Here is a 14,224-nt window from a genome sequence, read left to right as displayed (position 1 = left end):
TATTTACTGACTTTCGGAAAACCAAGGCGCACGAGCAGTCATGATTAACTGTGCGGCCTGCTCTTCTGTGATGCCTTCGATCTCAAGTAGATCGTCAATTGATTGCTCTGCAAGATCTTCCATCGTGATGATTCCCACAGATGCCATTTGATAGGCAAGTGTGCGTTCCATCCCCTCCATATTAAGAAGATCTTCAGCAGGTTCTGCATCACCCAACTGCTCTTCAGAAGCAATAGCTAAATTAAGCAGCGCATCTTTAGCACGCGCTCTTAAGGTTTCAACTAAGTCTTCATCAAAGCCTACAATTTGTAGCATCTCGTCGACAGGCACATAAGCAACCTCTTCTAATGAGGTAAAGCCTTCATCGACCAGAATTTGCGCAAGCTCTTCATCGGCATCTAAGTGCTGAATAAAGGTCTGAATCACATTGCCAACTTCTGACTGATGCTTTGCTTGAGCTTCCGCTTCGCTCATGACATTAAGCTTCCATTTCGTCAGCTCACTTGCCAAACGAACGTTTTGACCACTTCGACCAATCGCCATCGCCAAGGCATCTTCTGCAACGGCTACGTCCATCGAATGACTGTCTTCATCAATGATGATCGATGCAACTTCAGCAGGTGCCATGGCGTTTATAACTAATTGAGCGGGATTATCATCCCAAAGCACGATATCGACACGCTCGCCACCCAATTCATTGGAAACGGCTTGAACACGTGCGCCTCTCATGCCGACACACGCACCAACAGGATCAATGCGCCCATCGTTTGTTTTAACAGCAATCTTGGCTCTAGAACCAGGATCTCTTGCGGCCGCACGAATTTCAATAACATCTTCGGCAACTTCTGGTACCTCAATGCTGAAAAGCTGAATCAGCATCTCTGGGCTCGTCCGGCTCAATATTAGCTGCGGTCCACGACCTTCAGCACGCACCTCAGCCAAAACAGCTCTAACCCGATCACCCATTCTAAAACTTTCTCTTGGCAAAAGATTTTCGCGCGGAAGCAAGGCTTCGGCATTATTGCCTAGATCAATAATCACATTGTCACGGGTTACCTTTTTAACCGTGCCTGCAATTAATTCCCCTTGACGATCACGGTACTGATCTACAACTTTCGCTCTTTCCGCTTCACGCACTTTTTGAACAATTACCTGCTTAGCGGTTTGAGCGGCAATACGTCCAAAGGCAACCGAATCCACTTGCTCCTCATGAATATCACCTGGCTGAAGATTCGCATTGATTTCTTCCGCCTCTTGCAACGTAAGCTCCGTACCCAAGGCTGGTACAGCAGAGTTATCAACGACCAACCAACGACGAAATGTTTCATAGTCCCCAGTTTGGCGGTCAATGACGACTCGAATGTCAGCATCTTCGTCGTAACGTTTTTTGGTTGCTGTTGCTAGTGCGACTTCAATCGCTTCAAAAATAACACCTTTCGGCACATCTTTTTCATTCGATACCGCTTCTGCAACCAGCAAAATTTCTTTATTCATTATTGTGTCTCACTTGAATCTGCAAAATCATAAATACGTCAAAATTGTGGCACTACGTTTGCTTTATCAATGATATCTAAAGGAAGTATGTATTCCTCATCATCGACAACCAGCAACACGTCTTCACCCTCAGTACCATTTAGTATACCTTTGAACTTGCGTCGCCCTTCAAAAGGAACACGGAGTCGAATTTGAACAGTATGTCCAACATAAAGTTGATAGTGCTCTAATCTATAAAGAGGTCGATCCATACCAGGCGAGGATACTTCTAAGAGATACTGCTCTTTGATTGGATCTTCAACATCTAAGACGCCACTCACTTGATGACTCACTTTTGCACAATCATCAACAGATATCCCATCAGGACTGTCTATAAATATTCGCAAAGTGCTGTTTTTACCTGCGGATTGATACTCAATACCCCAAAGTTCGAAACCTAACGAACTTACGGCTGGACCAATTAGAGTTTCCAGTTGTTTCAGTTTTGCCGACACACACTACCTCATTATGACCTTTGCCCTGAAACAAAAAATGGGTCACGCGCGGACCCATTTCTGACAGGCATTTAGCCTAAATTTGCCTACTAAAAAGCCCCACGTTGGGGGCTTTTACGTTTCATACTGCCATAATACTTAAGACAAAAAACACGCAAACTTAAAAAACAAGATGCAGCGTTTATAGTCTCTAAATATTATGAAATGGAAAGCAGCTAACACAGTGCAAATAGTATAGCAATTGCACACTAAGCGAGCAAGTATATAAAATTAAACACTGGTTTATACCAGTACAGTTAAATCTACTTTACTCATAAACGATTAGCTTTACGCTAAAATTGGTAGCGGGGACAGGATTTGAACCTATGACCTTCGGGTTATGAGCCCGACGAGCTACCAGACTGCTCCACCCCGCATCAAAACTTTAAAAATGGTGCCGACGGCCGGACTCGAACCGGCACGAGCTAGGCTCACCACCCCCTCAAGATGGCGTGTCTACCAATTTCACCACGTCGGCTAAAACGTTACTATCAATCTGCTTGCGGCATATCGCTTGAGGGCAAATCAGCAGACCTTGGTACCTCTAACACAGGCAACTGATTTCGTTCAGCAGCAGATTCAATCACGCTTGCTGAAGGAATACCCACCTCAGTCACGTTCGCAGCCCGCTCCTTTGCGAAATACGCTAACGCAAAGCTTGTGGAAAACAAGATTGCTGCCGCTAGTGCCGTAATTTTTACCATAAAACTACCGGAACCTGTGCTCCCAAACACAGTTTGAGATGCACCACCACCAAATGATGCACCTGCTTCAGCGCCTTTGCCCTGCTGAAGCAGAACTAAAGCGATAATCGCTGCAGCCAGCAGTACATGCACGATAAGAACCAGTGTTTCAATCATTTTAATCACTCACCACGAGATCTGCAGAAGATCTACATATCTCTAAGAATTCATCAGCTTTTAGAGATGCACCACCAACCAATCCACCATCTATATCTTTCATTTTAAAAAGATCTGATGCATTGGTAGCATTTACACTTCCACCGTAGAGTATACGGACTTTTTCAGCTATACCCTGACCATATTTAGAAGAAAACAGACTACGTATGTAGCTATGCACTTCTTGAGCTTGTTCAGGCGTCGCCGTTAACCCAGTTCCAATAGCCCAGACTGGCTCATACGCTACAACAAGTTTACTTGCGTCTTGCTCAGTCAGACCCTCAAGCACTGACAGCACTTGATCGGATATAACACATTCAACCTTACCACTTTCGCGCTGATCTAATGTCTCACCAACACAGAAAAGAGGAGTTACACCATAGTGAAGAGCATGCTTAATTTTATCAAGCACATTTGCATCAGTTTCATATTGATTTGCTCTACGTTCAGAGTGACCAACAATAACAAACTGCGCACCAAACTCTTTAACCATACGAGCATTAACTTCACCCGTATGAGCACCATCACCTTGATGCAACGATATATTTTGCGCACCAAACATAACAGAGCTATTCTTGAGCAACTCACCAACCTGACTCAGGTAAACATTGGGCGGGCATAATACAACATCAACGGAATCTGTCAATAGCTTATCAGCACCTTTCAGAATTGCGTTAATTAGCAATTCGTTTGACACCAAAGAACCATTCATTTTCCAGTTACCAGCCACTATTGCTTTACGCATGAGTTGCTCCCTTTTCAAATGAGGCGCAAATATTAACGGAGTTTCTGTTAGATTTCAAGCCTACGCGTATAAGTTTCAACACTTTCGGCCAACTCTGTCGCTATACGTGTCACCTGATCAAAATCAACACCCTCTACCATGACTCGAAGAAGCGGCTCAGTACCAGACGGTCTCAGTAAAACACGCCCAGCATTGTTAAGGATTTGTTCTGCTTTCTCCACCTCATGACGAATAGCTGGCATTTCTAGAGGATTAATACCTTTAGGCAGTGGAACATTTATCATCACTTGAGGAAGCTTAGTCATTTGAGACTTCAAGTCAGATAATGTTTTACCCATCTCATTCATGGCCTTTAAAACCTGGAGGGCTGCAACAATTCCATCTCCCGTTGTACTTAAATGACGGCATACTATATGACCCGAGCCCTCCCCCCCAAGAAGCCAACCTTTTTGTGACAACAGCTCCAGCACATACCGATCACCTACATTTGCACGTAAAAACGGAATGTCCAAGTCGGAAAATGCTTTTTGCAAACCAAAATTTGACATCAGCGTCCCGACAACTCCACCCGCCAGTTCACCATTCCGATGCATCATCATGGCAATGATAAACAGTATTTCATCACCATCAACTACAGCACCCGTGTGATCAACAAGAATCAGCCTATCGCCATCTCCATCCAGAGCAACACCAATATCGGCTGACTCACTCACAACCGCTTTACGCAGACGAGCCACATCTGTAGCACCGCACTCTTTATTGATGTTCAATCCATCCGGTGAAGATGCTATTTCAATCACCTGAGCACCCAGCTCACTAAAAACAGAGGGGGCGACATGGTAGGTTGCACCATTCGCACAATCTAAGACGATCTTCATCCCTTTTAAGCTCAGAGCACCATTAATCGTCCCTTTGCAATACTCTATATAACGACCTGCCGCATCATCTATACGCTTTGCTTTACCCAGCATATCTGAAGACACCGTCGTCATTGCTAAATCCATTTGCGCTTCAATTGCCAACTCTACTGAATCAGGAAGCTTAGTCCCCTTAGAGGAAAAAAACTTAATTCCATTATCTTGATAAGCATTGTGAGATGCACTAATGACAATTCCAGCATCCGCTCGGAATGTTTTAGCGAGATACGCAATAGCCGGAGTGGGCATAGGCCCTGTCAACAAAACATCGACACCTGCCGCTGATAAACCCGCCTCCAATGCAGACTCAAACATATAGCCCGATATTCGCGTATCCTTGCCGATAACAATTTTGCTACGACCTTCACGCGCAAACACACAACCTGCCGCCCAACCTAACTTCAAAACAAAATCGGGTGTAATAGGAAAGGTACCAACAGCCCCCCGGATTCCATCCGTTCCGAAATATTTACGTACCAAACTACACCTCCCAGGCTTCACGTCTAACCGCTTTCATTAATTTTAGAGCATCAACAGTTTCGGCTACATCATGAACACGCACAATACAAGCACCTTTTTGAACAGCAAGAATAGCGGAGCAAAGACTCCCCCCTAATCGCTGCTGAGGTTCTTTTCCGGTTATCGCACCCACCATTGATTTTCTTGAAGTACCACTCAACACAGGATAACCCAGCTCACAAATCTCATCTAAACGATTTAAGAGCTGTAAGTTATGCGCCAAACTTTTCCCAAAACCAAAACCCGGATCGAGAATAATCTGATCTTTCGCCACCCCGGCCTCTTCACAACGGCGGGCATATTTAAGCAAAGAATGCGAAACATCATCCATAACATTCTGATACTCAGGTTTTTCTTGCATCGTAGCCGGCGCACCTTGCATATGCATCAGACAAACAGGTAGCTTAGCTTTAACAACAGCCTCAAGCGCCCCCTCTACACGCAACGCTCTCACATCATTAATCAAACCTGCGCCAAGCGAAGCAGCGACCGACATCACCACTGGCTGACTGGTATCAACAGAAACGACCACATCAAACTCAGACACTAAACGCTCAACAACTGGAGCAATTCTATCCAACTCCTGCTGGACGCTCACCTCGGCAGCACCCGGTCGAGTCGATTCACCACCCACATCGAGTATCTGAGCACCATTCATCACCATTTCTCTGGCCTGCCTTAGCACTGCATCCAAAGAAAGACAGTCATCCCGATAGTAACGACCACCATCAGAGAAGGAGTCGGGAGTAACATTCAATATTCCCATCACCTTAGGCTCGTCTAGAGCAAGCCTCTTAGTTCCACATTGGATTGATTTCATCTTGATGCCTTAGCCACTCACTCACAACGTATTGGCAATACACAAAACTAATTTATAAATAAAAAGCTGGCCTAAGCCAGCTTTTTATTTGTTTAGAAGCCAATTTCTATTTTGAACCAGGCTTTCCTGTCCAAGGATCTACAGGCCCTGCTGATTCACCCGCCCCCTGAGACTCTTGATCTTCATTGGAATCAGAAGACTCAGTCAAGTCATGATCATCAGAATCAGACTCTTTTTCCTCTGCTTGTACAGTAGAGTCAGGTTCAACTGCAGAAGGCTTAGATGGCTCTGAGTTGGATCGTTCAGTTGCCTCATCCCAACCCTCCGGAGCGGTGACTGGCTCTCTTGCCATCAACTCATCTAACTGCTTCGAGCCTATCGTTTCATATTTGATGAGCGCTTGCGTCATCGTCTCAAGAATGTCACGGTTATCTGTGAGGATTTGATAGGCTTTTGCATAACAAGTGTCAATAATCTTTTTAACTTCGGCGTCAATTCTACGCTGAGTTTCTTCTGACTTAGCCTTGGCTCCACCACCCATGCCACGACCAAAAGGATCATCATCCTCTTCAGCATACAGCAAAGGACCGAGCTCCTCACTTAAGCCCCATTTCGTCACCATGTTACGAGCCAAGGTTGTTGCACGCTGAATGTCATTCGAAGCCCCCGTCGTAACACCTTCTTTTCCTAGAGTCATTTCCTCTGCTATACGGCCACCATAGAGTGAGCATATTTGAGAAATAATGCCTTGTCGACTAAAGCTGTAACGGTCTTCTGCAGGAAGAAACATCGTCACACCCAATGCTCGACCACGCGGAATAATTGACACTTTATATACAGGATCATGTTCAGGCATCAAGCGGCCCACAATAGCATGACCTGATTCATGATAAGCCGTATTCAACCGTTCTTTGTATGACATCACCATGGATTTACGCTCAGCGCCCATCATGATTTTGTCTTTGGCTTTCTCAAACTGCTCCATTCCGACAATACGCTTGCCTTCTCTTGCAGCAAACAGTGCCGCTTCGTTAACAAGGTTAGCTAAGTCTGCACCCGAGAAGCCTGGTGTACCACGTGCAATCAAATCCGAGCGTACATCATCACCCAGAGGTACTTTGCGCATATGAACTTTGAGAATCTGATCACGACCACGAATATCAGGCAGGCCGACGTGCACTTGACGGTCAAAGCGACCTGGACGCAATAACGCTGGATCCAGTACATCAGGGCGGTTCGTTGCAGCAATAACAATTATTCCTTCTGTTCCTTCGAATCCATCCATTTCAACCAATAATTGGTTTAGCGTTTGTTCACGCTCATCGTTACCACCACCTAAACCTACGCCGCGACTACGACCAACGGCATCAATCTCATCGATAAAGATGATACAAGGTGCATGTTTCTTTGCTTGATCGAACATATCACGAACGCGAGATGCACCGACACCGACAAACATTTCAACAAAGTCAGAGCCTGAGATACTGAAGAAAGGAACCTTTGCTTCTCCAGCTATCGCTTTTGCCAACAAGGTTTTACCGGTACCAGGAGAACCGGACATCAAAACACCTCGTGGAATATGTCCACCTAAACGCTGAAACTTCCCAGGATCTCGAAGATAGTCAACAAGTTCAGCAACTTCTTCTTTTGCCTCTTCAACACCTGCGACATCATCAAAGGTTGTTTTAATTTGGTCTTCACTCATCATTCTAGCTTTGGATTTGCCGAACGACATTGGACCGCCTCGGCCACCGCCGCCGCCTTGCATTTGACGCATGAAGAACATAAAAATTGCAATAATAATCAGGATCGGGAAGGCCGCTACCAAGAGCTGAGACCAAATACTTTGACCCTCAGGCTGTTTACCTTCAATAGCAACATTATTGGCTAACAGGTCGTCAATAAGCTTTGGATCCTGCACGGCTGGTCTAATGGTGACAAAGCTTTCACCCGTTGGCCTTTGCCCAGTGATTGTAAAACCATCAATCACGACTTTAGAGACTCTTCCTGACTGAACCTCAGTTACAAACTCTGAGTAACTCAGCGTCCGGGCATCAGGCTCTGTACTGAAATTATTAAAGACGGTCAGAAGAACCGCTGCTATGACGAGCCACAGCACTAAGTTTTTTGCCATATCGTTCAAAGGTCCACCCTCAGTTTATCTTTTTAATGACCATAAAGTCATCATAACACAGGTCATTCGATCTACCTGATATTTTCCTATGACTAATTGATCAATCGAGTTGATAAATTAATCTAATTGAGCGCTGCGCCTGCCTTAACTCTTGTACATTATCGCTATTAACAGATTCCTTTACGAAAATAGTACAGAGTAGGATCAGAGCAACACAAGCAGGATACCTCTTACCCCACACACGCTGCCACGCATCCACTACCAACGCACACCTGCCAGCCTAACTATATGAGGGATTAATTTTGAATTACAACCCCCCCTTACAAAAGGACTCAGCAAAGTCATCTATACTCGGGATACGCTGATTGAATACGTTTACAATCAGTACTTAGATACTCATACCCCACAAATGTTCCAGCCCTACAGGTCAAATCTGCAGAACCTATGGCGCGGAAAGGGCTAACTTTAAAGCTTCACGACTACTCACTCATCAGTGAGTATTGTAGAATGCTATCTTGGCTATTATTAGGCATAGAATGCCTCAACCCGAATCACGAGATAAACATTTTAGTATGAGCTTAACGCCTGAGCAAAAAAAACATTTTCGCACGATTGGACATCAACTTAATCCGATTGTCATGGTCGCGGGCAATGGCTTGTCCGAAAACATCCAATTAGAAGTTGATCGAGCTTTAGAGGATCACGAACTCATTAAAGTGCGCTTCTCAGTTGGAGATCGCCAACTTAAAAAGCAGCTTATTCAAGAGCTTTGCGAGATTGTCGAAGCGACATTAGTGCAAGAGATTGGCAACTTAGCCTTGTTGTACAGAAAATCAAGCGCACCTAATCCTAAACTGTCGAATTTAATGCGCTCTGTATAAGTTTGCAGTACTGATAAATCAGAGCCACCCCCAAATAAACGCGGGGTGGCAATAAACGATTTAGACTGCGTGTGTCACATGGGTAATTTCATACTCTGTCATTCCCGCTGGGGTGTTGACAGCTGTCACATCGCCTTCCTCTTTCCCAATTAAGGCTCTTGCAATGGGTGAGTTCACGGATATTTTCTGTTTCTTAATATCCGCTTCATCATCTCCAACAATCTGATAAGACACTTCTTCATCAGTATCGAGGTTAACAAGGCTCACTGTTACACCAAAGATCACTTTTCCAGTGTGAGGTATTTTAGAAACATCAATAACCTGCGCCAAAGAGAGCTTATATTCTAACTCCCTTATACGCCCTTCGATGAAACCTTGCTGCTCACGAGCGGCATGATACTCAGCATTTTCCTTCAGGTCACCATGTGCACGCGCTTCAGCAATATCCGCAATTACTTTTGGACGATCTTTGGTTTTAAGCTGCTCAAGCTCTGCTCTCAATGCAGCCTCTCCGGCCACCGTCATCGGAACACGACTCATGAAAACACTCCTGCATGCAAATCTTGTAAGCGACGAACAACCTTTTCCTCACCAAACTTCAAGCCTTCAGTTACAGCAGCCGCTCCCGCAAGAGTCGTTGTATAAGGCACTTTGTGCTGAATCGCTGCACGACGGATAGCCGCTGAATCCGCGATTGCCTTACGACCTTCTGTTGTATTAATGACATAGGCGATATCACCATTTTTCATTAAATCAACGATATTTGGACGACCTTCCATGACTTTGTTAACACGCTCAACCTGTAAACCTGCCTTTTCAAGCAAAGTGGCAGTCCCCGACGTCGCGATCAACTTGAAACCTAATCCAACCAGATCTTGTGCTACAGGAACAACAGCTTCTTTATCTACATCACGAACGGAGATAAAGGCTTTGCCCTTAACAGGCATTTTCTCACCTGCACCTATTTGAGCCTTCATGAAGGCTTCACCGAAGCTAGCACCCACCCCCATAACTTCACCCGTGGACTTCATCTCCGGGCCTAAGATAGGGTCAACGCCTGGAAATTTGTTGAACGGGAAAACAGCTTCTTTAACACTGAAGAATTTAGGAACAATTTCCTCAGTAAAACCAAGCTCAGGTAAGGTTTTACCCGTCATTACCAATGCCGCCACTTTCGCAAGTGAAACACCTATACACTTGGACACAAAAGGAACTGTTCTTGATGCACGTGGGTTCACCTCAATGACGTAAATTTCACCATTTTGATAAGCCAACTGCACGTTCATTAAGCCAATAACACCGAGTTCTAAGGCCATTTTACGGACCATATCTCTCATGGCATCCTGCACACCTGCTGCTAAGCTGTACGGCGGCAATGAGCAAGCAGAATCACCTGAGTGAACACCTGCTTGCTCGATATGCTGCATAATCGCACCAATAACGACGGTACTACCATCACAAACGGCATCTATGTCAACTTCAACCGCTGCATTTAAGAAGTGATCAAGCAGCACAGGCGCATCGTTTGAGACTTTAACTGCATTTTGCATATACTGGCGCAGCTCAGACTCTTTATAGACAATTTCCATTGCTCTACCACCTAGCACATACGATGGACGAACAACTAACGGATACCCTATTTTCTCAGCCTCGATCACGGCCTGTTCTAAACTGCGTACGGTCGCATTTTCAGGCTGTTTTAAGCCCAAACGCTTTAGCATTTGCTGGAACAGTTCACGATCTTCTGCGCGATCAATTGCCTCTGGCGGTGTTCCAATAATGGGCACTCCCGCCTGTTCGAGGGCAACTGCCAGCTTCAAAGGTGTTTGACCACCGTACTGAACGATAACGCCTTTCGGTTTTTCAACTGCAACAATTTCAAGTACATCTTCTAATGTAATTGGCTCGAAGTACAAACGATCAGATGTATCGTAATCCGTTGAAACCGTCTCTGGATTACAGTTGACCATAATTGTTTCATAACCGTCTTCACGCGCAGCTAATGCAGCATGAACACAGCAATAATCAAACTCAATACCTTGACCTATACGGTTAGGACCACCACCAATGACCATAATTTTTTCACGATCAGAAGGAGCGGCTTCGCACTCTTCATCATAGGTTGAATACATGTAGGCCGTATCGGTTGCAAACTCAGCTGCACAGGTATCCACTCGCTTAAAGACTGGACGGATATTGAACGAATGACGCTGTTTTCTAAATTGCTTTTCAGTAACCCCTAAGAGCTTCGCTAAACGCGCATCTGAAAAACCTTTACGTTTAAGTCGATAAATATCATCTTTGCTTAGGTCTGTTAAGGTGCTTTGAGCGACCTTTGCTTCATCCTTAATGAGATCCTCAATTTGAACCAAGAACCAAGGATCCACACCTGAGAGCTTATAGATTTCATCAACACTCATGCCTAAACGGAACGCATCACCTATATACCAAATTCGCTCACTGCCGGGCTGCTGCAACTCTCTAACAAGATCGCTTTTAGCATCCTCTGCATTCAAATCAATAATAGGATCAAAACCTGTTGCGCCTACTTCCAACCCACGCAGCGCTTTTTGCAGAGACTCTTGCTGGTTTCGACCTATCGCCATTACTTCGCCAACAGATTTCATTTGCGTGGTTAAGCGGTCATTGGCTTGTGGGAACTTTTCAAACGTAAAACGCGGTATCTTAGTAACCACATAGTCAATTGAGGGCTCGAATGAAGCTGGGGTACGTCCACCCGTGATTTCATTTTGCAACTCATCCAGCGTATAGCCTACAGCTAGTTTTGCCGCAACCTTGGCAATCGGGAAGCCCGTTGCTTTTGAGGCCAGCGCTGAAGAACGAGAAACCCTAGGGTTCATCTCGATGATCACCATCCGACCAGTGGTTGGACAAATACCAAACTGAACGTTAGAACCACCCGTTTCGACGCCAATTTCACGTAAAACGGCAACCGATGCATCACGCATCAATTGATACTCTTTGTCAGTCAATGTTTGAGCCGGTGCAACGGTGATACTATCACCTGTGTGAACACCCATAGCGTCAAAGTTTTCAATTGAACAGATAATAATACAGTTGTCATTCTTGTCACGAACGACTTCCATTTCATACTCTTTCCAACCAATCAATGACTCATCGATTAGCAACTCTGAGGTCGGCGACAAATCAAGGCCACGCTCACAGATCTCGATAAATTCTTCACGATTATAGGCGATACCACCACCTGATCCACCCATTGTGAATGAAGGACGAATAATGGCTGGAAAACCGATAGAATCAAGAACTTGCAGTGCTTCTTCCATACTATGTGCGATGGCCGAGCGAGGACACTCCAAACCAATACTGCGCATGGCTTTATCAAAACGCTCCCGATCTTCGGCTTTATCTATAGCGTCCTGCGTAGCACCAATCATTTCGACGCCGTACTGAGCCAAAACCCCTTCACGATCTAAATCAAGCGCGCAGTTAAGGGCTGTTTGCCCGCCCATTGTCGGAAGCAAGGCATCAGGACGTTCTTTCTCTATGATCTTAGCAACTGTTTTCCAATTGATGGGCTCGATGTATGTCGCATCAGCCATTGCCGGATCAGTCATGATGGTTGCAGGGTTAGAGTTCACAAGAATAACGCGATAACCCTCTTCTCTCAGCGCTTTACAAGCCTGGGCACCGGAATAGTCAAACTCACATGCCTGACCTATAACAATAGGGCCTGCTCCAAGGATAAGAATACTCTGTATATCTGTACGTTTTGGCATCTGTAGTAACCAGTTGTCTTAGATTCTGTTTAGGCTTGTTTATGCGCACGCATAAGATCAATAAAATGATCAAATAAGGGTGCAACATCGCGTGGCCCTGGGCTCGCCTCTGGGTGCCCTTGAAAACTGAAAGCTGGACAGTCGGTACGGGCAATACCTTGCAATGAGCCATCGAAAAGCGACTTGTGTGTTGCTACAAGTGTGCTCGGCAGATCGCTTTCTGACACAGCAAAGCCATGGTTTTGACTGGTGATCATGACTTTGTTCGTCGACATATCTTGAACAGGATGATTTGCACCATGGTGGCCAAACTTCATTTTCTCTGTTTTTGCGCCTGACGCCAACGCTAAAAGCTGATGACCTAAGCATATGCCAAATACAGGGCGTTTTGTTTCAAGAATTTGAGCTATGGCTTCAATTGCATAGGTACAGGGTGCTGGATCACCAGGACCATTTGACAGAAATACACCGTCAGGATTAAGGGCCAAAACATCTTTTGCAGGCGTTTGGGCAGGAACAACCGTCAATTTACACCCGCGGCTCGCCAACATTCTTAAAATATTATGCTTAACGCCGTAGTCGTAGGCAACTACATGAAACTCATGCTCTCGATCATCATGCGATACATGACCAACACCAAGCTTCCACTCACCAGAGGTCCATTCATAGGAATGATCCACTGTCACTTCTTTTGCCAAGTCCATTCCCTTTAAACCCGGAAATGCCTTAGCTTTTTCGACAGCTATGGACTCGTCGACAATGTCTCCAGCCATAATACAGCCATTTAATGAGCCTTTTTCACGTAGTAAGCGAGTCAAACGACGTGTATCGATATCGGCAATAGCGATAACACCTTTTTCAGAAAGGTACGTATCCAACGCCATTTCACTGCGAAAGTTACTTGCCATTAAAGGCAAGTCCCGGATGACAAGACCTGATGCCCAAATATGATTGGACTCCCGATCTTCAGAGTTGATACCCGTATTACCAATATGAGGATAGGTGAGCGTCACAATTTGACGGCAATATGAAGGGTCAGTCAATATTTCTTGATAACCCGTCATCGAGGTATTAAACACAACCTCCCCGGTCGTCTCCCCGTTGGCGCCAATCGCGATCCCCCTGAAAATACTTCCGTCCTCAAGAGCAAGAATGGCTGGTCGCGTCAATGGAACCTCCCCGCATGTGCGCTGAAAAAATAATCAAAGTGTGAAGTATAGCTGTAAAAAAGCGAGACAAAACCAGAGGCCCGCCTCGCTATTTAGAATTTTGTATTTTGCCAAAACCTGTTGGCAAACCGGCTGTATTCTAGTCGAGATAGCTAAAATAGTCCAACGCTCTTTTAGCTATTGCTTTCAGCAGGTTGAAATCACCATTAAAATTCATTTATTTAAGTGTTTTAAAAAAGCAAAAAGCCCCTGACTCATGGAATCAGGGGCTTCTCTAAATAAATGCCTGGCGATGACCTACTCTCACATGGGGAAACCCCACACTACCATCGGCGATGACGCGTTTCACTTCTGA

The 14,224-nt window shown here is 45.2% G+C and carries 11 protein-coding genes, 2 tRNA genes and 1 rRNA gene; 1 reads left to right on the top strand and 13 read right to left on the bottom strand.

The window, feature by feature from the left end; all coding sequences use genetic code 11:
• Positions 1 to 3: 3 nt before the first annotated feature.
• From nusA to ftsH, 9 genes are all read right to left on the bottom strand, one after another.
• Entirely contained in the window at positions 4 to 1,494 is a 1,491-nt protein-coding gene (gene nusA, locus F5971_RS17850) for a transcription termination factor NusA (protein ID WP_036514245.1), read from the bottom strand.
• A 38-nt stretch (positions 1,495 to 1,532) separates the two neighbouring features.
• Entirely contained in the window at positions 1,533 to 1,988 is a 456-nt protein-coding gene (gene rimP / locus F5971_RS17845; protein WP_036514242.1) for a ribosome maturation factor RimP, read from the bottom strand.
• A gap of 339 nt (positions 1,989 to 2,327) precedes the next feature.
• Positions 2,328 to 2,404 (bottom strand) — tRNA-Met (locus tag F5971_RS17840).
• Between the two features lie 15 nt (positions 2,405 to 2,419).
• A tRNA-Leu gene (locus F5971_RS17835) sits at positions 2,420 to 2,505 on the bottom strand.
• Between the two features lie 13 nt (positions 2,506 to 2,518).
• On the bottom strand, positions 2,519 to 2,884 hold the full coding sequence (secG, locus tag F5971_RS17830; protein ID WP_223116361.1) for a preprotein translocase subunit SecG: 366 nt from the start codon (positions 2,882 to 2,884) through the stop codon (positions 2,519 to 2,521).
• A 4-nt stretch (positions 2,885 to 2,888) separates the two neighbouring features.
• Positions 2,889 to 3,671, bottom strand: a complete 783-nt coding sequence (gene tpiA / locus F5971_RS17825) for a triose-phosphate isomerase (RefSeq protein ID WP_036514237.1) — start codon at positions 3,669 to 3,671, stop codon at positions 2,889 to 2,891.
• A 47-nt stretch (positions 3,672 to 3,718) separates the two neighbouring features.
• The gene (gene glmM, locus F5971_RS17820; RefSeq protein ID WP_036514234.1) at positions 3,719 to 5,068 is read right to left on the bottom strand and encodes a phosphoglucosamine mutase; all 1,350 of its coding nucleotides are present in this window, start codon (positions 5,066 to 5,068) and stop codon (positions 3,719 to 3,721) included.
• Between the two features lies 1 nt (position 5,069).
• A complete protein-coding gene (gene folP, locus F5971_RS17815) occupies positions 5,070 to 5,927 on the bottom strand; it encodes a dihydropteroate synthase (RefSeq protein ID WP_036514231.1) in 858 nt (285 codons plus the stop codon).
• A 106-nt stretch (positions 5,928 to 6,033) separates the two neighbouring features.
• Positions 6,034 to 8,061, bottom strand: coding sequence for an ATP-dependent zinc metalloprotease FtsH (gene ftsH / locus F5971_RS17810; RefSeq protein WP_193496461.1), 2,028 nt, complete (start codon positions 8,059 to 8,061; stop codon positions 6,034 to 6,036).
• Between the two features lie 572 nt (positions 8,062 to 8,633).
• Between ftsH and F5971_RS17805 the strand changes: the two genes are divergently transcribed.
• Entirely contained in the window at positions 8,634 to 8,942 is a 309-nt protein-coding gene (locus F5971_RS17805) for a YhbY family RNA-binding protein (protein WP_193496494.1), read from the top strand.
• Between the two features lie 60 nt (positions 8,943 to 9,002).
• Here the strand turns inward: F5971_RS17805 and greA are convergent, their stop codons facing one another.
• The 4 genes from greA to rrf all read right to left on the bottom strand — a co-directional run.
• A complete protein-coding gene (greA, locus tag F5971_RS17800) occupies positions 9,003 to 9,482 on the bottom strand; it encodes a transcription elongation factor GreA (RefSeq protein ID WP_193496459.1) in 480 nt (159 codons plus the stop codon).
• The gene (gene carB, locus F5971_RS17795) at positions 9,479 to 12,700 is read right to left on the bottom strand and encodes a carbamoyl-phosphate synthase large subunit (protein ID WP_193496457.1); all 3,222 of its coding nucleotides are present in this window, start codon (positions 12,698 to 12,700) and stop codon (positions 9,479 to 9,481) included. The genes greA and carB overlap by 4 nt, the downstream gene beginning before the upstream one ends.
• Positions 12,701 to 12,729: 29 nt before the next feature.
• Positions 12,730 to 13,869 (bottom strand): glutamine-hydrolyzing carbamoyl-phosphate synthase small subunit, encoded by a 1,140-nt coding sequence (carA, locus tag F5971_RS17790; protein WP_193496455.1) that lies wholly within the window; start codon positions 13,867 to 13,869, stop codon positions 12,730 to 12,732.
• A gap of 284 nt (positions 13,870 to 14,153) precedes the next feature.
• Positions 14,154 to 14,224, bottom strand: a 5S ribosomal RNA gene (gene rrf, locus F5971_RS18860); the annotation flags it as partial.

Origin of the sequence: Nitrincola alkalisediminis (assembly GCF_009821115.1) — a bacterium.
GTDB lineage: Bacteria > Pseudomonadota > Gammaproteobacteria > Pseudomonadales > Balneatricaceae > Nitrincola > Nitrincola alkalisediminis.
Note: the sequence above shows the minus strand (reverse complement) of the source record. Positions and strands in the feature narration are given on the sequence as shown.

What these genes read in the sequence shown, in the direction of transcription:
- folP (WP_036514231.1), bottom strand. Translation starts at nt 5,927, where the DNA reads ATGAAATCAATCCAATGTGGAACTAAGAGGCTTGCTCTAGACGAGCCT.
- tpiA (WP_036514237.1), bottom strand. Translation starts at nt 3,671, where the DNA reads ATGCGTAAAGCAATAGTGGCTGGTAACTGGAAAATGAATGGTTCTTTG.
- F5971_RS17805 (WP_193496494.1), top strand. Translation starts at nt 8,634, where the DNA reads ATGAGCTTAACGCCTGAGCAAAAAAAACATTTTCGCACGATTGGACAT.
- nusA (WP_036514245.1), bottom strand. Translation starts at nt 1,494, where the DNA reads ATGAATAAAGAAATTTTGCTGGTTGCAGAAGCGGTATCGAATGAAAAA.
- ftsH (WP_193496461.1), bottom strand. Translation starts at nt 8,061, where the DNA reads ATGGCAAAAAACTTAGTGCTGTGGCTCGTCATAGCAGCGGTTCTTCTG.
- carB (WP_193496457.1), bottom strand. Translation starts at nt 12,700, where the DNA reads ATGCCAAAACGTACAGATATACAGAGTATTCTTATCCTTGGAGCAGGC.
- greA (WP_193496459.1), bottom strand. Translation starts at nt 9,482, where the DNA reads ATGAGTCGTGTTCCGATGACGGTGGCCGGAGAGGCTGCATTGAGAGCA.